The 16,208-nt window shown below is 52.8% G+C and carries 19 protein-coding genes and 2 tRNA genes; 10 read left to right on the forward strand and 11 right to left on the reverse strand.

Going from position 1 to position 16,208, the window contains the following annotated elements; genetic code table 11:
* Nucleotides 1-8: 8 nt before the first annotated feature.
* The 3 genes from RHH27_RS11185 to RHH27_RS11195 all read right to left on the reverse strand — a co-directional run bounded on the left by RHH27_RS11185 (nucleotide 9) and on the right by RHH27_RS11195 (nucleotide 2,078).
* The gene (locus RHH27_RS11185) at nucleotides 9-779 is read right to left on the reverse strand and encodes a molecular chaperone (RefSeq protein WP_302678310.1); all 771 of its coding nucleotides are present in this window, start codon (nucleotides 777-779) and stop codon (nucleotides 9-11) included.
* Between the two features lies 1 nt (nucleotide 780).
* Nucleotides 781-1,356: a spore coat U domain-containing protein gene (locus RHH27_RS11190; RefSeq protein WP_302678311.1), complete on the reverse strand. Its 576-nt coding sequence runs from the start codon at nucleotides 1,354-1,356 to the stop codon at nucleotides 781-783.
* A gap of 182 nt (nucleotides 1,357-1,538) precedes the next feature.
* Nucleotides 1,539-2,078 carry a spore coat U domain-containing protein gene (locus tag RHH27_RS11195; RefSeq protein ID WP_206200193.1) on the reverse strand — a complete coding sequence of 180 codons (540 nt, stop codon included), beginning with the start codon at nucleotides 2,076-2,078 and terminating at the stop codon, nucleotides 1,539-1,541.
* Nucleotides 2,079-2,526: 448 nt separating this feature from the next.
* Here RHH27_RS11195 and RHH27_RS11200 point away from each other — a divergent pair, with 448 nt between their 5' ends.
* The 6 genes from RHH27_RS11200 (at nucleotide 2,527) to RHH27_RS11225 (ending at nucleotide 5,737) form a co-directional block, all read left to right on the forward strand.
* Nucleotides 2,527-2,913 (forward strand): hypothetical protein, encoded by a 387-nt coding sequence (locus RHH27_RS11200; RefSeq protein WP_302678312.1) that lies wholly within the window; start codon nucleotides 2,527-2,529, stop codon nucleotides 2,911-2,913.
* A 116-nt stretch (nucleotides 2,914-3,029) separates the two neighbouring features.
* Entirely contained in the window at nucleotides 3,030-3,296 is a 267-nt protein-coding gene (locus RHH27_RS11205; RefSeq protein WP_399373393.1) for an IS630 transposase-related protein, read from the forward strand.
* A 362-nt stretch (nucleotides 3,297-3,658) separates the two neighbouring features.
* Nucleotides 3,659-4,669, forward strand: coding sequence for a sulfate/molybdate ABC transporter ATP-binding protein (locus RHH27_RS11210; protein ID WP_206200194.1), 1,011 nt, complete (start codon nucleotides 3,659-3,661; stop codon nucleotides 4,667-4,669).
* 70 nt (nucleotides 4,670-4,739) lie between these two features.
* Nucleotides 4,740-4,811 (forward strand) — tRNA-Gln (locus RHH27_RS11215).
* A 17-nt stretch (nucleotides 4,812-4,828) separates the two neighbouring features.
* Nucleotides 4,829-5,611, forward strand: a complete 783-nt coding sequence (locus RHH27_RS11220) for an HAD family hydrolase (RefSeq protein WP_302678313.1) — start codon at nucleotides 4,829-4,831, stop codon at nucleotides 5,609-5,611.
* A 54-nt stretch (nucleotides 5,612-5,665) separates the two neighbouring features.
* Nucleotides 5,666-5,737, forward strand: a tRNA-Lys gene (locus RHH27_RS11225).
* Between the two features lie 6 nt (nucleotides 5,738-5,743).
* On the opposite strand, the gene RHH27_RS11230 is transcribed toward RHH27_RS11225, so the two are convergent.
* Genes RHH27_RS11230 through RHH27_RS11250 form a run of 5 tightly spaced genes read right to left on the reverse strand, consistent with a single transcriptional unit; the run spans nucleotide 5,744 to nucleotide 9,956 of the window.
* Complete coding sequence (locus RHH27_RS11230) at nucleotides 5,744-6,589, reverse strand: PspA/IM30 family protein (protein WP_206200196.1); 846 nt, start codon at nucleotides 6,587-6,589, stop codon at nucleotides 5,744-5,746.
* 51 nt (nucleotides 6,590-6,640) lie between these two features.
* Nucleotides 6,641-7,420 (reverse strand): enoyl-ACP reductase FabI, encoded by a 780-nt coding sequence (gene fabI, locus RHH27_RS11235; protein ID WP_206200197.1) that lies wholly within the window; start codon nucleotides 7,418-7,420, stop codon nucleotides 6,641-6,643.
* 57 nt (nucleotides 7,421-7,477) lie between these two features.
* Nucleotides 7,478-8,548 carry an aromatic ring-hydroxylating dioxygenase subunit alpha gene (locus RHH27_RS11240; RefSeq protein ID WP_206200198.1) on the reverse strand — a complete coding sequence of 357 codons (1,071 nt, stop codon included), beginning with the start codon at nucleotides 8,546-8,548 and terminating at the stop codon, nucleotides 7,478-7,480.
* 39 nt (nucleotides 8,549-8,587) lie between these two features.
* Nucleotides 8,588-9,595, reverse strand: coding sequence for a photosynthesis system II assembly factor Ycf48 (locus RHH27_RS11245; RefSeq protein WP_255521456.1), 1,008 nt, complete (start codon nucleotides 9,593-9,595; stop codon nucleotides 8,588-8,590).
* A gap of 25 nt (nucleotides 9,596-9,620) precedes the next feature.
* Nucleotides 9,621-9,956 (reverse strand): rubredoxin, encoded by a 336-nt coding sequence (locus RHH27_RS11250; RefSeq protein ID WP_149819429.1) that lies wholly within the window; start codon nucleotides 9,954-9,956, stop codon nucleotides 9,621-9,623.
* A gap of 346 nt (nucleotides 9,957-10,302) precedes the next feature.
* On the opposite strand from RHH27_RS11250, the gene sfsA reads away from it, so the two are divergent.
* Nucleotides 10,303-11,028, forward strand: a complete 726-nt coding sequence (gene sfsA, locus RHH27_RS11255; RefSeq protein WP_206200200.1) for a DNA/RNA nuclease SfsA — start codon at nucleotides 10,303-10,305, stop codon at nucleotides 11,026-11,028.
* Here sfsA and RHH27_RS11260 read toward each other — a convergent pair.
* Together RHH27_RS11260 and RHH27_RS11265 are read right to left on the reverse strand one after the other, a co-directional pair.
* Nucleotides 11,025-11,378, reverse strand: coding sequence for a VOC family protein (locus tag RHH27_RS11260; RefSeq protein WP_206200201.1), 354 nt, complete (start codon nucleotides 11,376-11,378; stop codon nucleotides 11,025-11,027). The two genes, sfsA and RHH27_RS11260, sit on opposite strands and share 4 nt — an antisense overlap.
* Nucleotides 11,378-11,914, reverse strand: a complete 537-nt coding sequence (locus RHH27_RS11265; protein ID WP_206200202.1) for a phycobiliprotein lyase — start codon at nucleotides 11,912-11,914, stop codon at nucleotides 11,378-11,380. The genes RHH27_RS11260 and RHH27_RS11265 overlap by 1 nt, the downstream gene beginning before the upstream one ends.
* A gap of 184 nt (nucleotides 11,915-12,098) precedes the next feature.
* Between RHH27_RS11265 and RHH27_RS11270 the strand changes: the two genes are divergently transcribed.
* The 3 genes from RHH27_RS11270 to RHH27_RS11280 are packed head-to-tail and all read left to right on the forward strand — an operon-like array spanning nucleotide 12,099 to nucleotide 13,917.
* The gene (locus RHH27_RS11270) at nucleotides 12,099-12,422 is read left to right on the forward strand and encodes a DUF2605 domain-containing protein (RefSeq protein ID WP_286625093.1); all 324 of its coding nucleotides are present in this window, start codon (nucleotides 12,099-12,101) and stop codon (nucleotides 12,420-12,422) included.
* Between the two features lie 36 nt (nucleotides 12,423-12,458).
* A complete protein-coding gene (locus RHH27_RS11275; RefSeq protein WP_149819439.1) occupies nucleotides 12,459-12,740 on the forward strand; it encodes a DUF2973 domain-containing protein in 282 nt (93 codons plus the stop codon).
* Complete coding sequence (locus tag RHH27_RS11280) at nucleotides 12,709-13,917, forward strand: GTPase family protein (protein WP_225901573.1); 1,209 nt, start codon at nucleotides 12,709-12,711, stop codon at nucleotides 13,915-13,917. The genes RHH27_RS11275 and RHH27_RS11280 overlap by 32 nt, the downstream gene beginning before the upstream one ends.
* On the opposite strand, the gene RHH27_RS11285 is transcribed toward RHH27_RS11280, so the two are convergent.
* On the reverse strand, nucleotides 13,914-16,190 hold the full coding sequence (locus tag RHH27_RS11285; protein WP_302678314.1) for a ComEC/Rec2 family competence protein: 2,277 nt from the start codon (nucleotides 16,188-16,190) through the stop codon (nucleotides 13,914-13,916). The two genes, RHH27_RS11280 and RHH27_RS11285, sit on opposite strands and share 4 nt — an antisense overlap.
* Nucleotides 16,191-16,208 lie beyond the last annotated feature (18 nt).

Consider the following 16,208-nt stretch of genomic DNA (forward strand, 5'->3'; position numbering starts at 1 on the left):
GGAGGCTACTAAACGCAAACGCCGTTGGGAGTAGAAATTTCAGTTGTAAGGGAGGGGTTGGTGCCCACAGACTGTAATTTGACTTGGCGCACTTGGGCACAGTTGGTTTGTGGTAGAGGAATATTCCTAAAGGGGCGATCGCGATCGGCCAAAACATACACAGAATCTAGCGTCCGCTCGAAAACAACCGTCCCCCGCTCATTCAGCCCCTGTACGGTTATGCCAAGGGTTTGAATGTGAACATTACCACGATTGCGGAGTACAAAACTTAATTTGCCCCCTTCAACCCGACCATTCAAAATTTCGCCTTGGCGCTGGATATTGGCAGGTTGGACAAAAACGGGCAGGCTAAAGGTCTTGATAATGCGAATGGCAGCCCCTTGGGTTTCTGGCACATTGGCTGGGGGCAATTCTGTCACTAGGAGGCGATAGGTTTGCTCTTTAGTGGTTGCCGGTTGCCGTACCCCAACCCGTAAAGTCCGCTGTTCTCCTGGCGGTACCGACAGCAAGACAGGGAAAGCCACGACATTGCCATCGCTTTCCGTTAGCTCCTCTTGGCCATCGGCGGTTTGCTGCCAGCGGCGGACACTAATCTCAAAGTTAATCGGCACCTGCCCCGTATTGGTCAGGGTCAACAATGCCGTTCGCTGACGCGGTGAGAGAAACACCTGCACCGCATTCAGATAAAACTCCGAGGATTGTGCTCCCACCCTTGAAGCCATGCCAAGGGCAATGACTGTGGCCAGCAGGGCAAACCGCCACCCCAATAGAAAGCGCACGCTAGAACGAGACAGTGACTTGAACCGTATCAATATAGGCACCGGGTTTTAGCTGATCTAGAGTACCGGACGGTAAGTTATCTGCTGCGAGAATCCGACCGTAGATGGGGAAGTTTGCAGGAGATGCATTGGGTGCTGTGTACTCGACAGCATTACTGAGATCACAGCCCCAAACTTCACTTCTCGCAGCATCTTTGTATAATCCATAGGGAAGACGAGCATCCGCATTGGCCATCTGGCGCAGAGGAGCAGTACAAGAAGAGCTCGATGAAGCGTTGCTTCCTTCGTCCAGCTTAATAGTCGCTTGAGTCTTAGGTAAGCACTTGACACTCACTTCACCTTGGGCATCCAAGGGCGTTGTTGCGTGGGCACCCAATGGATGATAGGTACCAAAGTTGATATTTTGAGTACCCGTAATTTTGCAGGCTGGGTTGACGTTTGCTTGAATTTGGATATTTGTGGTTTGGGGCGAAGTTTGGGCTTTGGCAGCCTGTGCCATTAACAGAGGCAGTACGCCCCCCACCGCAGTAAGAAATAGACCGAGAAAAATCCGTTTGAGCAGGAATGAGAAAGTCATCGTCAAACCCCCTTATGAGAACAGCAAAAAGTTTAGACCCCAATTTTTGATGTTACTCTAATACTGAATGTAGCAAACCTTTAGGGATAACTCGCGGTGAGCTTGCAACACATACTAGCAGTAACAATACTACAGCATCCCCCCCTTGCCTACCGTGATTTCACGGAGGTTTTATCTTTCCTTTAGAAAGAAACAATAATCTGAACCGTATCGATATAAGTACCCGGTGTCAGTTGATTCAGAGTCCCTAAAAGTGCAAGAGCTTGACCCGATGGGATGCGACCGTACACGATAATGTCTTTGACGCTAGCATTGGTCGCACTGTAGTCCACATCATTCAGGAAGTTACAGCCCCAAATGTCAAGAGGGGAGTAAGAACTATCCCGATACAAAAAATAAGGAAGGCGAGCGGAGCCAGAAGCCATACGCCGCAGCGGTACAAGACAACTGGACAAAGCAGCAGGATAACTCCCCTGATTCAGCCGAATGGTTGCTTGGGTGCCCGGTAAGCATTGCACACTCACCTGACCTTGGGCATCTAGCGCTTGGGTGTAGTGGGTACCGAGGGGATCATAGGTGCCAAAGTTAATATCCTGAACACCCTTAATCACACAGGCTGCCTTCACCGTCGCCTGAACGTTGATGTTACTGGTTTGAGGTGAAGTTTGAGCATGGGCGCGCTGAGCCGTTAGGAGTGGCAATAGACCACTGGCAGCAGTCAAAAATAAACTTATTGGGTAGAGCTTTAGCCTCAGAAAACAGGGGTGATGCATAAGACTCTTCTCCCAACAGTTCATCAGTATTTTAATTGCTAGAGTGAACCCTACAAATTGCTAATTATGAATTTGGAGAGCACTCAGTCATGACTTGTAGGCCAAGCTTACGCAAGCCTAATGTGAAGGTGTGCGGCGAATTCACAATTGCAGCCGTTAGAGGGACACTGTCAATCTTACACCACTTACAGGACTTATGAACAGAGAATTTTAACTACGCAACAAAAGTTAATCTAAAGATTGGCACCCCCAAGCGTCAGGATCATCGTTGATGGGATGCGATCGCCATCGAAGGCAGTCTCAAAAATATTTTTGTAATGTTGATTGACCCCATTTTACTTGAGTGTATGCTAGTGCCTAGGAAAATTTTGTAGCCCTTTGATTTGGAGTGATTGCTGTGTTGCCAGACTTGCCAAGTTTTGATGCTTTGCTTCAGAGTTTGCGTAATATTGACACCCTAACCGAGTGGGAAATGGCGGTTCTGGGCATTATTGTCATCGTGGTTGGCATTTCTCTAGGGAACTGGGTCTGGCCAAGGATTTTGCAGGGGCTATTTATTCTTCTGTATCTTGGTGTAACTGCTATTCCCCTATTTTTGGTGGCGAACGGTATTCTACACGAGTGGCAAGATGTGGTCTTTAGCTGCTTAGTTATCGGCTTTTTGGGGTCAATCCCGTTACTCCCCTTTTTTGCTATTTCCAGTATTCAGCGAAAAATAGATGGCCTCAAGCAACAGGTGAACACACCACCTGCATCAGCTCCTATTAATTTCGAAAGGGAGTGAGATATTTTCAAGAGGGATAGGCTATACTCAAAGCGTCATGAATCTTACTCAAGAACATGAGCTATAGCTTGGACTGACGAGAGCGGGTTGTCTCCTATATCCAGCAAGGTGGCAAAATCAGTGAAGCGACTCAAATCTTTCAGGTGAGCCGCGCCACCATCCATCGCTGGCTGAAGCGAGAGGACTTAGCCCCCACAGTTGTCCCCCGTCGTCCTTGGAAACTGGATTGGGCGGCCTTAGCAGCGGATGTTGCTGCCCATCCCGATGACCGTTTAATCGACCGTGCCCAGCGATTTGGCGTCCAAGTTTCCACCATTAGTTATGCCCTCGCCCAGATGGGCATCACCCGAAAAAAAACAGATACGTTACCAAGAAGGGTGTGAAGAAGAGCGACAAGCGTATCAACAGCAGCTCAACACATGGGTAGAGAGCCATGGGGAGGAAACGGTGGTGTCTATCGATGAGAGGGGGTATGCAGGGTCAAACAGTTCGATTGATGAGGTGATTCGCAAGTATTGTGCTGGATAATGTCTCATTCTTTATTGGAATAGCTATATGTTTTGAGCCTCAAGGGCAATCCACGGCACCTGTATTCTACTCAGTCTTGACGGTGGGGTAGAGCGGTTGGCACAGGTGGTGCGTTGCCATGCCATTGTCTGAGTATGCGTTTGCCCTGTGGGCAAAGACACAGGGCTTCAAAACTACGGTAATCTTATAGAGAAACTAGAGTATTGCTGGCAGTGCTATGGGCATCACTATTGAAAACGTTTCTAAGTCCTTTGGCTCCTTTCAAGCGGTCAAGCAGGTGGATTTGGATATTGCCAGTGGCTCTTTGGTGGCGCTGTTGGGGCCTTCAGGTTCTGGCAAATCAACCTTACTGCGGCTGATTGCGGGTTTAGAGATGCCCGACACTGGCCGGATTTTGCTCACGGGCAAGGACGCCACCTATCAAAGTGTCCAAGAGCGTAATATTGGCTTCGTCTTTCAGCACTATGCCCTTTTTAAGCACATGACTGTGCGCCAAAATATCGCCTTTGGCCTAGAGCTGCGCAAGGTGCCCCGTGCCAAGATCAAAGCTCGGGTTGAGGAGTTGCTCGAGTTGGTGCAGTTGGCTGGCTTGGGCGATCGCTACCCCTCTCAGCTCTCTGGCGGACAACGCCAGCGGGTGGCTCTTGCCCGTGCCCTTGCCGTAGAACCCAAGGTGCTATTGCTGGATGAACCCTTTGGTGCCCTCGATGCCAAGGTACGTAAGGAACTGCGAGCATGGCTACGCCACCTCCACGATGATGTCCATGTGACAACGGTCTTCGTGACCCATGACCAAGAGGAAGCCATGGAAGTGGCCGATCAAATCGTGGTCATGAACAAAGGTCAAGTGGAGCAGGTGGGTACCCCCGCGGAAATTTACGACCATCCCGCTAGCCCCTTTGTGATGAGCTTTATTGGCCCTGTGAACGTCGTGCGCTCCCGTGTTTTTCAGCCCACCGAAGACACAGCCCCCCACTGCGATATTTTTCTGCGCCCGCGCGACATCATTATTGAGACAAGTCCCAATGGTAACACCGTCCCAGCTCGCATTCACCGCATCATTCACTTGGGTTGGGAAATTCAGGTGGAACTGCGCCTAGACGATGGGCAGGAATTGATGGCACACCTATCGCGAGAGCGATTTGACGAGCTGCGCCTTGAACCCCAACAGCAGGTCTTTATTAAGCCACGGGAGGCAAAGTCCTTTCCCCTGTATTACAGCATTTAGGCACGAAAAAAAATCAGTCCATCCCTTGAACAAACCAAGCCAAACTTGCTATGCTAACAAAGCAACGCAATGGGGTGTCGCCAAGCGGTAAGGCAGCGGGTTTTGGTCCCGCCATTCGGGGGTTCGAATCCTCCCGCCCCAGTTAGGTTTTAGACAGCAATGTCACAAATATTACCCTCATTACTGGCCTTAGATTTTGATGGCGTCCTCTGCAATGGCCTGCGGGAATATTTTCAAACCAGTTGGCAGGTGTATCAGCAGGTGTGGCCTGAGCAGCCCCTTGCGCTTTCCCTAGAGGAACTAGAAAGGCAATTTGGTCAATTGCGCCCTGTGATTACGGTGGGTTGGGAAATGCCACTCCTGTTGCGAGCAATTGTTGAAGGCACCTCTACTCAAGAGATTCTCCAAAACTGGCCAAAGGTGCGCGATCGCCTACTTGCTACCTACCATCTCACTGCCACCGATTTGGGAGAACGAGTGGACGGCCTGCGCGATCGCTGGATTGCAACGGACTGGCAAAGCTGGCTAGCACTCCATGACTTTTATGACGGTGTCATAGCCGCTTTACAACGCTGGCAAGCCCAAGGTCAACCCCTCGCCATTGTCACCACCAAGGAGCAGCGCTTTGTTACCTATTTGCTGGAGCAAGCGGGCATTTCCTTTCCCCCAGAGGCGATCTATGGCAAAGAGCAACGGCAGCCAAAGCCTGTGATTCTTGAGGCGCTGCAGTCAACCTATGGCGCTCCCCTGTGGTTTGTTGAGGATCGCCTTGGGGCACTGTTACAGGTTGCGGCTACACCGGCGCTAGGGGAAACCGAACTCTTCTTGGCGACATGGGGCTATACCACTGCTGGCGATCGCGCCCAAGCCGAGGCACAACCGCGCATCCATCTCCTCAGCCGAGAACAATTTTGTGAATTTCCCCACTGGCTTTGCCCCTAACCCCTTGTCTTTCAAGGTGGTTTTCTCTATACTGGAAAAGCTGCGAAACAGCGTGGGTCGCTAGCTCAGCGGTAGAGCACTCGGCTTTTAACCGATTGGTCTTGGGTTCGAATCCCAGGCGACCCATTTGAGTTAACTATCCAGTAGGCGGCGGAGTTCTGCCATATCGTCATCAATAGATTTACTTTGAGAGGATGCACTGGGGCGTGGCGCGTCCTGCACTTCGGGGGTAGAGACGTTGATATTAATATTTAACTGACTGCTGCCACTGGAGGTCTGGGGGAGTGTCCCCGCAGAGGGGGCATCGGGCAATAAGCCCATTTGCCGCTTCATTTCTAGCAGTTCAAATTCCACATCTTGTTTGTTGGCGCTGCTTTGGAGCGCTTGGAATTTACTTTCGAGAGTATCGCCACTCAGTTCAGCGATCGCTTGGGAGCGGGCTTCCATTTGCAGGACTTTATCTTCCATACGCTCAAATGCCGCCATCGCATTGGAGGTACCCACCTTGCTGACCGCTTGATGAATCTGCTCAGAGGCTTTGGCTGCCCGGACACGCGCTTTGAGCATTTCCTTCTTCGTTTTCGCCTCAGAAATTTTGCTTTCAAGGGCGGTCAAGTTGTCCTTAAGGGTTTTTACTTGGACTGCCATTTGATCCACTTGGGCTTTAAGGGCGGCAGCGGTATCTGCAGCAGTTTTCTTACGGTTCAAGGCTTCCAACGCGAGGGCTTCATCTCCTCTACTGAGGGCAAGACGTGCCCGCTCTTCCCACTGTTGGGAATCCTTAAGATTTTGGGCGTACTGCTGCTCTAGTCGTTTCTGAGCAGCAATGGCTTGAGCAACGGCTTGGCGCAACTTCACCAAGTCCTCGTTCATGTCAATAATTGTTTGCTCAAGGATTTTTTCTGGATCTTCAGCAGCACTGACAATGGCATTGAGATTAGAGCGAATCACCATGCCGACACGATCAAGTAAACCCATGCTTTGCCTCGTCAATAACTCGCTGACTCTACTCTAGCGCATGGCTTTTATTTACATGCCCATGATGCAGTAACCGGCGTCCACATAAAGAATTTGACCAGTGATGCCACTGGCTAGATCGCTGGCAAGAAAGGCTGCTGTGTTGCCCACCTCTGTTTGGGTCACCGTGCGCCGCAACGGAGCTGTGGCTTCCACATGGTGAATCATGTCGAGAATGCCCCCCACTGCTGAGGAAGCCAAGGTGCGAATTGGACCAGCGGAGATACCATTGACACGGATCTTCTGAGGCCCCAATTCTGCCGCGAGGTAGCGCACATTCATTTCTAGGGCTGCCTTGGCAATCCCCATGACATTGTAGTTCGGCACAACCCGTACACCCCCCAAATAAGTCAGGGTAATGATTGACCCGCCGTTGGTCATCAATGGTTTAGCGGCACGGCTGAGAGAGATCAGGGAGTAGGCACTGATGTCGAGAGCGAGATTAAAGCCTTCAAGGGAGACGGCGGAAAAGTCACCACTGAGATCTTCTTTTTGGGCAAAGGCCAAGCAATGAATCAAAATATCTAAGCCACCCCATGTGGATTGAATCGCCGCAAAGGTCTCGTCAATTTGTTGAGGTTGCTGCACATCTAGCGGCAGGAGCAACTTGGGGGCAAGGGGGGCTGTCAGTTCCTCGACCTTTTGCTTCAGCTTTCCCCGCTCGTCGGGAAGATACGTCACTGCCAGTTCAGCACCTGCTGCATGGAGCTGTTGGGCAATCCCCCAAGCAATGGAGCGATTATTGGCAATGCCGGTCACAAGGGCGCGTTTTCCCGATAGGTCTAGGAGCATAGGTACAGCCAGTGTGAAGGATCTAACCCTCTGATCGTACCAGAGGGGCTGCTGCCTTTAGCGCCAGCGTAGGACTTGGGTTTTCAAGGGGTTGACAAATTCCCGTCCCTCTTGGGTGGCTTTCTCGTACTCCCGCTTAAGCTGGTAATACCATTTAGCTTGGTAATCGGCCTCCTTGATAAGCGTCAACGGTGGCTTGTACTTTAGGCCTTCGCTTTGCTTGGCCACAATGCGCAAATCTTGGTTGAGAAATTCCCGCGCTAAGGGAGCCAGTAAGGGTTTCAGGGGGGCGAGCCATGGAAAGGTCCAGTAGTAGGTGGCGGTGAGTTCAGTCTCCTGATCGTTAATGGGGGTAAGGGTAATCAGAAAGCAAAAGGTGTGGCGATCGCTATAGTTGGTTTCGATGCGAATCCCCGGCAGCCGATAGATAATTTCCACCTCCGGGTGGCCGCCCAGAATATGGTGTGCCCACGACTTGCGCAGGAGGGGATGCCGCCGCATGGTAAAGCCATAGGGCGACGGATCAAAGGTTTTTGCCTTCTCAAAGAGCTTGCCCCGCTTACGCCACCACCACGCCCCATGGACAAAGGGCGCATGGGAGGGATCCATAAAGTTAATAAACACCTGATCCAGATGTCCCGGAAAGATGAATTTTTGCACCGCTTGGGGTTGGGTCTCGGCGCTAAATCCGGGCACAAGGGGAACCTCTAGAGTGGGTTCACTAACATTGCGCTCATTAGCCGGCAAAAAAATCCAAAGATTGCCCTGCACCTCGCGTACGGGATAACTCAACACACCAAAGTGCTTGAGATCCACATCACTATCACTGGTGAGGGAGGGAATCAGGGTACAGTGGCCGTGGGCATTGAAGCGCCAGCCGTGGTAGGGGCACTCCACCTCTTCCCCATCAAAGTGACCATAGTGCAGGGGAACGCCACGGTGAGGGCAGAGATTGCGCAGCGCAAAGGGCTTGCCTGAAGTGGTACGGCAGAAGAGAATAGGTTCCCCTAAAAGCACCTTGGCTTGGCAGCGACCCGGCTTGAGGTCAGCAGCTGGCAGGCCATAGTACCAGATATTGCGCAAGAAACTACCCGCATGGAGGGAGAATGAAGTGCTGCTGGAGTTCATAACCAGACTTTACCAGATGCTCGGCAGTTATTTTCTACGTTACGCCGAAGCAGCCGTCAAGTCAGTCACATACCGCAGCAAGATCCCCTTCTGGCCAATAATGAACCCTTGATCAGGACTAAAGAAGAGAATTTTATAAAAGTTGGAGGGGACTTTTTTCACATCCACATCCTGCTGCCACGTTTGGCCACCATCTTGGCTACAGAGCAGCACGCCGGCACCCCCTGCTAGCCATACTTCATTGGGTGTGCGATAGGCCAGATCAAGGAAGCCAACACTATTGCGACGCAGGGGACTCAGCAGTTCTCCCCAGTTTTCGGAATTGTCTGGATCAGAGAAGGCAATTTTACCGCCATTGACAATCATCCAGAGCCGACCATCCGGAGTAAAGCCCATATTGTGGACACGGCGCGAGGTCGTGCGGTTGTGGGGTTGCCAAGCGGTTTGTCCCGGCTGCCACGTGGAATAAAAGCTCCCCCGCGAGGAGACAGCCACATACTCACCAGAGGGCGAACGGTTGAGGTTGCGCATGACCCCAATGGCTTCTTGGACTAATGCTTGCCAGTTTTTGCCGCTGTCTTTGGTACGGTAAATGGCGCCTACATCGGTCATCATTTCCGCAGCGCCGCTGCCAAGGGCTTTCACGAAGCGAGGCGCACCCGGTAGTTTAGGATCGAGGGGAATTTGGTTCCAAGATTGGCCGCCATCGGTCGTGTGCAGCATAATGGGTGGCTCACCGACAATCCAACCCTCGTTCCCTTGGAAGCTAACGCTGTTGAAGCGATAGTCGGGATTATCTAACACCAGCGTACGGGGTTCCCACGTTTGGCCACCGTCGCGAGTTTCCATTAGTGTGGCATTGGCACCCACCAACCAACCGTGATTACGGTCAATAAAGCTCATATCGAGAATGGTTGAAGTGGTTGGTAGTTGGATGGCTTCCCAAGGGTTGTAGTCCAAGGCGGGGATGGCAAGGGCAGAGGTACTCAGGCTCACCCAGATACAAACGGTCACCAGTAGCCAATGCAGGAACTTGATTCCTTTCATTTTTTGCCAATAACTGTCAATTTGTTTAGCGAACATTATAGAAACTCAGTAGAAAAAGAACGGCAAGGGCAAGACCACCAAAAATGAGGATATTTTTTTGGCCGGGGGTGAGGCGATTCACACCCAAGCCGTAGTTCAGATTTTCCTTGAAGCCTGAGGGGGATCCCACAGGTCCAATGTTGCTAAATTGCTTTTTCGGAGCACTGCACACTGGACACCGCCAGTTCACGGGGAGATCAGCAAAGGCTGTCCCCGGCGGAATCGAGCGATTCTCGTCTCCCTTTGAGGGTTCATAGATGTAGCCGCAGGCACGGCACTCAAACCGATCTAAGGGCGCAACATCAGGGGTTTCGGCGGTCATACCTCAGAAATTTTTAAGATTTGCGACATACATCTTAATACTACGGGATTTAGGGGCGTTTCTTGTGATGAGGACAGGGGAGTTTTCAGGACAATACTGCGAAACTCTAAGACATGTAACGAAAGATCAGACCTTGGTAACATAAATATAAAGAAAAGATTAGGAAAGCCAGCCCTGCCAAGAAGTGATGCCATGATCAGGGTATTCAATTGAGGTCAGCCCATATAGACCTTAACCTTAAATCTCCTTTAATATTCCGTAGAATGCTGGCTTCCATATCACCAAGGGGGGCTGGCATTTTACTTTTGGGGATAAAATAGAGGCTTGCGCTTTCTATGGGTCGCCTGTGACTCCCACATTGTGTTGGCACTATCCACCGCTCCAAGCAGGAATTCTCTGTCGGCGCTATCAGCGATTTTTTGCGGAGATTGAGTTGACCTCTGGCGATCGCATCACAGCCCACTGCCCGAATACAGGGCCGATGACAGGAATCTGCCAAGTGGGTGCCCCCGTTCAAGTCTCCTACCATGCAGATCCCAAGCGCAAGCTGGCCTATACGTGGGAAATGATTTTCGTTGATGGCACGTGGGTGGGGGTAAATACGAGTTTGCCCAATCGGGTGATTGCTTCGGCATTGGCGGCAGGCATCCTACCGGAACTAGCTGGGTATGGCACTCAGCAGCGAGAGGTGGCCTATGGTCAAGAGCGCAGCCGCATTGACTTTTACTTGGCGGATCATCCCCAACAGCCCCCTGCCTATGTTGAGGTGAAAAATACCACTTGGGCGCAAGGGGGGTTAGCCCTGTTTCCTGATACGGTGACCATGCGAGGTCAAAAGCATCTGCGGGAACTGCAATGGCTACGGCAAACCCAACCTGACACTCGTGTGTGTATGGTCTACTTTATTAATCGCGGTGATTGCGATCGCTTTGCGCCGGGAGACAGTGCCGATCCCACCTATGGACAACTCTTACGCGCCGCCTACAACCAAGGGGTGGAAATTTTGCCCTATCGTTTTGCCATTGAGCCAACGGGCATTCAGTTTTTGGGAACGGCCAAGCTGGTACTCTAGGACACTTGACTGAGTTCAATCAGATTGCCATCGGGATCTGCGACAAAGATTGCGGCTCGTCCTGAGGCACTGCGCTGCAAGGGAATTTGGGCTGCCACTAGGCGTTGTTCGAGACTGGCTAAATCAGTTATGCCAAGGGCAAAGTGGGGGTTACGTCCCCACCGCTGATCTTGACAGCGATCGACCACCTGCTCTGCTGGGATGAGATGAATTTGCACCGTACCGATTTGATACCAGCGGCCGGGGAATTTCAGGGGGCGATCGACGGGGGTAAGACCTAGCAACCCTTCATAGAAGGCCGCAGCTCGCTGCAAATCCGTGACGTTAATAGCAACGTGGAGAAAGACCATCAGGAATTGGCGGGTTGCGTCACCCCTAGGCGGATTTCTGAGCAAAAGGAGGCCATGCTAAAGCCACCGAAGCGCTTGAGAATACTGGTGCGCAGGCGTAAATTGGGACTGGCAAACCAGAGTCGCTCCTCAGAGTACATGGTTTCGTATTCGGTAATCAGTGTCAGAGCACCATCACTGCCCATACTAAAGCGACCGGCCACAGGAGCTTTTTCGGCATAGCCCATTTCCCGCAGGAGCTTGCCTTCCATCCGTGACCCCTGATCCATGATCGGCACCAATACCGTCGAGCCTTCGTGCTTTTCGGTATCCCATTCCATCGTGCCGTCCCAACTGACCCGTGCACCGCACACTGCCCAAGCCGGATCCATGTCATATTGCTGACACAGGGCAATGACCGCAGGATCATCCACAGACAGTAATTCAATGGTTAACTGAGACTTGCCTGACTCAGTTTGCTTAAAGGCCAAGTGATGACTGGTACGTTGGGAAAACCAGCGGCCAGCACTTTGGGCAAAAAAGTCGCGGATGTCCATACCTGCGCACACTATGTAATGGGGACAAGATCAGTATTTTTGAGTCTTTTTTTAGGGTACACCGTCTCTTCGATTCCTTCCAAACGATCGCGCCGAGGAAAGATGCAGTCAAAGATTAACAATGTAACAATATGTAAACGAGTTTAAGATTTAAGATAGAAGTAGGTCGCCCTCATCAATCTCTATGCTGCACTCAAATTTACCTGAACCTCAACTGCTTAAGGTCTTGCTGGAGCCGCTACTCGAAGATTTTCAGTACTGGTTCACGCGATCGCGATCGCTCTTGCAGACAGAAGTGATTCCCTTCTTGAACGTGGCGGAACAGCAGGCACTCCTTGAACGGGTGGAGACGGCTCTCAACGATGTGATTGCTACCCAAAGCCTCTTTCGGGCAACGGACGGCCAAGTGGGGGTTGATACACAGGTACTGATGCAGTGGCATACGCTCTTGATGGAGTGCTGGCAGGTTGCCCACCACTATCGCTTATCCAAATCTTGTGACGCTTAAACCATTCTCGGCGCTTGGCTTGGAGGTGCTCTCTTCATGTTGCAGTTGATCTATATTGTTGCCTTTACGGTCTTGGCACTACTGGCCATGGCTAATCTGATTCGCAGTTTGTTGACCCTCGGCATTGAATCACAACGCCAATTTTCACCGCCACGGGTGACCCATCCCGAACTGTTAGATAGCGATGGCCATGTGATTGATGAGCCCCTGTTGGTGATGCGCTCTCTCAGTGTGGAGGATGCCCGTGCCCAACTGGATGCGATCTACCGCGAATCCCCCAGCTACGGTGACGACGCCCGTGGAGAAACCCAAGCCTAAATTCTTAGGCTCCTATGGGCAGTTCCTGAGTCGCTGGTTTCAGGTGGATGCAACGGCGCTGGCGGAGGTCTTGGCTAGGGCACGGCAGGAGTTACCGGCGACGGAGGTCTTGCTGATTGGCAAACCTCAATCGGGGAAAAGTTCGATTGTGCGGGCAATGACGGGTGCCGATGCCAGTATTGTCGGGGCGGGGTTTCGTCCCCATACGCGGCAAACACAGCGCTATGACTATCCCACAGCTGAACTGCCACTGCTCACCTTCACGGATACAGTGGGCTTGGGGGAAACGCCAGCGCAAACGGCTGAGGTGGTGGCGGAATTGGATCACCTGTTGCAGCAAAGTCAACGGGCACGAGTGATTATTTTGACGGTCAAGGTAACGGATTTTGCGGGCGATCGCCTGCACCAAGTGGCAAAGGCACTGAAGAAGGCTCATCCAGAGATTCCCTTTATTTTGGCCATTACCTGTCTGCACGAGCTGTATCCTCCCCAGCAAGAAAACCATCCCCCCTACCCGCCAGACACTCCTGAGGTTAACTTGGCGATCGCCGGCCTGAAGGAACGCTTTGCTGACATTAGCGATCGCGTCATTCCCCTTGACTTTACGTTGGAAGAAGACGGCTACACCCCTGTTTTTTATGGCTTTGAGGCCCTTGCTACAACCCTAGAGGCAGTGCTGCCCAAAGCAGAAGCCCAACTGCTCCGCGAGCTGATCGCCCAATCCCATCTCAGTGATCAACTAGCTCCCCTCTATCGTCAGGTGGGGCGGCGCTACATTGCCCCCTTTGCAGTGATGGCGGGAACCTTGGCGGCAGTGCCTTTGCCCTTTGCCACGATGCCAGTCCTTGTGGGGGTGCAGGTGGTGATGGTGGTGCTGCTGGGGCAATTGTACGGTCAGACCCTTTCGCCTTCCCAAGCCGCGGGCATCTTAACCACAATTGGTGGCGGATTTGTGGCGCGGTTGGTGGGGCAACAGTTGATTAAATTTATTCCAGGTTTGGGATCGGTGCTCTCTGCCTCTTGGGCGGCGGCCTATACTTGGGCCTTGGGGGAAGCCGCCTGTGTCTATTTTGGCGACGTGATGGGGGGCAAAACTCCCGATCCGCAGCGCATTCAGCAGGTACTCCAAGAAACATTGGCAACCGCACATTTACGCTTGCGCCAAAGCGAGTCCTAAATCAAGCCATCGTTTTGAGGGGCATTGGCCTTCAGGGAGCCATCGGCCTGCCAGCGCACTTCCCGGGCTTCTCCGACCACAAAATAGGGAATTTGTTTCTGCTTCAGGTAGGTGGCGATCGCCGGATCAAGGGCATTGCGACTGAGAATGACACTGCGTGGCTTGACAATCTCAAAGAGGCGTGGCGTCAATTTTCGCCCCCACCACCAGAGAACCTGCGGTGGCTCCACGGGCGTCACGGCCAGCCAATCGGTTTGCGCGGCATCGCGACTGGGATCACTGACAAAGAGCCACTGACTGTTGCTCATCTCCAAGGTCAAGATAGCCGGATCCGCCCGCAGAACAGTAATTTTCACCTGACCCAGTTGAACGGGTTGCCGCAGGGGAAGCGATTGATGGGGCACCTTGAGGGTGGCCAACATTTCCCGGTAGGCAGGATCACTCTTGGCCGTTGGCACATCCGTAAACTGGCGAATTGGGGTGATCCGATGAATGTCGCGCCAGCCCTGTTGTTGACGGTACTGGCGATCGCTGGCCACCGCCCAATCAATGCGGTTAATGCCCTCTTGAGCCAAGAAAGCCGTTAGCCCTTGGGAATCCCCCCCATTGATCACCACTGTCCCCGCTGGTTGCTGAATCACCAGTGTCGGCACCTGTGTATTGGCGAGAACCGTAGCTTGAAACAGCGTGTTTTGGCGCAGAATAAAGGGCACGAGAACCAGAGTGACACCAAAGGTAAACAGCAAAAACCAGCGGCGCCGCCAGCGAGGACTCAGCCACACAAGGACAATCAGGCCATAGAGAACAACAACTTGCAGCCAACCTAAGCTGCCAAGGGCGATCGTTGCCCCCGGCCACTGGCCGATGGTTTGAATCAGCCACAGGAGGAAGGCCGTGGGATAGTAGAGGAGCCAAGCAAGCGCCGATCCCACAGGCGGAACGAGAAGGCCGACCATTGCACTGATGAAGCCGCCAACCGTCAAGAGAACCAGGGGCAGATGGGCAACGACATTAGCCAGCAGACCATACACCGGAAAAATACCGAAGATTGCCAAAGAGAGGGGCAGTACCCAAAGGGTGGCCGCGAGGGGCACCGCGACAAGGTTGCGCAGGGGTGTTGGCAACCAATCGAGGCGATCGCTAATCGGTTGAGCACTGACAATGAGACCCAATGTGGCCAGAAAACTTAACTGAAAGCCAATGTCCTCAATCCACAGGGGATTGTAGATCAGCATGGCAGTGGCGATCGCCAGCAGGATCACGAGGGGTTGCCCCTTTTGACCATTCACCAAAGCCACTAACCCCGCCAAGCCCATTAACACAGCGCGAATTGCTGAGGGGGCAAACCCACTCAAACAGGCAAAGAGCACCAAGACCCCAGCCCCCAAACCATAGCGCCACTGCTGCGGCAGGAAACGCGCCACCGCCAAGACAACTGCCAACAAAATCGCCGTATGAAACCCCGAGGTCGCCAGAGCATGGGATAGCCCCACGCGCCGAAAGCTGTCGCGCACCTCAAAGGGAATGGCCACCGCGCGGTTTCCCAGCACCATTGCCGAGACCACAGCACCATAGCGATCGCCCAACCCTTGGGCATGGACTTGGATAATTCGCTGCCGCAGTGCCCACAACCCCCAGGGTGATCCCTGATCCAAAATGATGACCTTGTTGCCTGCTAAGCCGGCAAAGGTGTGCTGCAATTGAAGCTGTCGCCGAAAGTTAAAGGCACGAAAAAACTCACTGCCCCCCCCACGAGGTAGATAGAGCCGCCCCGAAATCTGGATCCGTTGGCTGGGATGTAGCTTTGCCCCTGCCGCTGCTGGCAGTGTCACATAGAGGCGGCCACTGGCTCTCCCTTGCAGCACCCCACTTTGGGCCGGTACTGGACTGAGATTTTGATAACGCTCCACCCCTAGGAAAAAGCGTCGTCGCCCAGCGCGATTAGGCAGTGGTGTGGTTTCAACACGCCCCTCGACGAGCACCGTTGACGGTAGGTTCAACCCCTCAAGACGCGGCACTAAACCGCTAATGTCATTCACCCCCGGCTGGGGGGTGCGCAGCCACACATAGGCCATTGCCAAAAGGGCAACGAGGGTCGCGATCGCAAAACTTTGACTCGAAGGCAGGCGCAGCCAAACCTTACCGCCCCAGCGCCGCCCGCTGTAAAGCATCCCGCCTAGAGCCAAGACCCCCAGCCAGCCCCACTGAAAGAAACTGAAAACACACCCCGTAATAAAGGCGATCGCCCAGAGAATCGCATCCGCCTTAGTCATCTTGCTGAACATAGCCCT

This window comes from Thermosynechococcus sp. PP555, assembly GCF_031583225.1.
Taxonomy (GTDB): Bacteria; Cyanobacteriota; Cyanobacteriia; order Thermosynechococcales; family Thermosynechococcaceae; genus Thermosynechococcus.

Coding starts and splice junctions, on each gene's coding strand:
- RHH27_RS11190 (WP_302678311.1), bottom strand. CDS start 1,356: ATGACTTTCTCATTCCTGCTCAAACGGATTTTTCTCGGTCTATTTCTT.
- RHH27_RS11210 (WP_206200194.1), top strand. CDS start 3,659: ATGGGCATCACTATTGAAAACGTTTCTAAGTCCTTTGGCTCCTTTCAA.
- RHH27_RS11220 (WP_302678313.1), top strand. CDS start 4,829: ATGTCACAAATATTACCCTCATTACTGGCCTTAGATTTTGATGGCGTC.
- RHH27_RS11230 (WP_206200196.1), bottom strand. CDS start 6,589: ATGGGTTTACTTGATCGTGTCGGCATGGTGATTCGCTCTAATCTCAAT.
- fabI (WP_206200197.1), bottom strand. CDS start 7,420: ATGCTCCTAGACCTATCGGGAAAACGCGCCCTTGTGACCGGCATTGCC.
- RHH27_RS11240 (WP_206200198.1), bottom strand. CDS start 8,548: ATGAACTCCAGCAGCACTTCATTCTCCCTCCATGCGGGTAGTTTCTTG.
- RHH27_RS11245 (WP_255521456.1), bottom strand. CDS start 9,595: ATGAAAGGAATCAAGTTCCTGCATTGGCTACTGGTGACCGTTTGTATC.
- RHH27_RS11250 (WP_149819429.1), bottom strand. CDS start 9,956: ATGACCGCCGAAACCCCTGATGTTGCGCCCTTAGATCGGTTTGAGTGC.
- RHH27_RS11260 (WP_206200201.1), bottom strand. CDS start 11,378: ATGGTCTTTCTCCACGTTGCTATTAACGTCACGGATTTGCAGCGAGCT.
- RHH27_RS11265 (WP_206200202.1), bottom strand. CDS start 11,914: ATGGACATCCGCGACTTTTTTGCCCAAAGTGCTGGCCGCTGGTTTTCC.
- RHH27_RS11270 (WP_286625093.1), top strand. CDS start 12,099: ATGCTGCACTCAAATTTACCTGAACCTCAACTGCTTAAGGTCTTGCTG.
- RHH27_RS11275 (WP_149819439.1), top strand. CDS start 12,459: ATGTTGCAGTTGATCTATATTGTTGCCTTTACGGTCTTGGCACTACTG.
- RHH27_RS11285 (WP_302678314.1), bottom strand. CDS start 16,190: ATGACTAAGGCGGATGCGATTCTCTGGGCGATCGCCTTTATTACGGGG.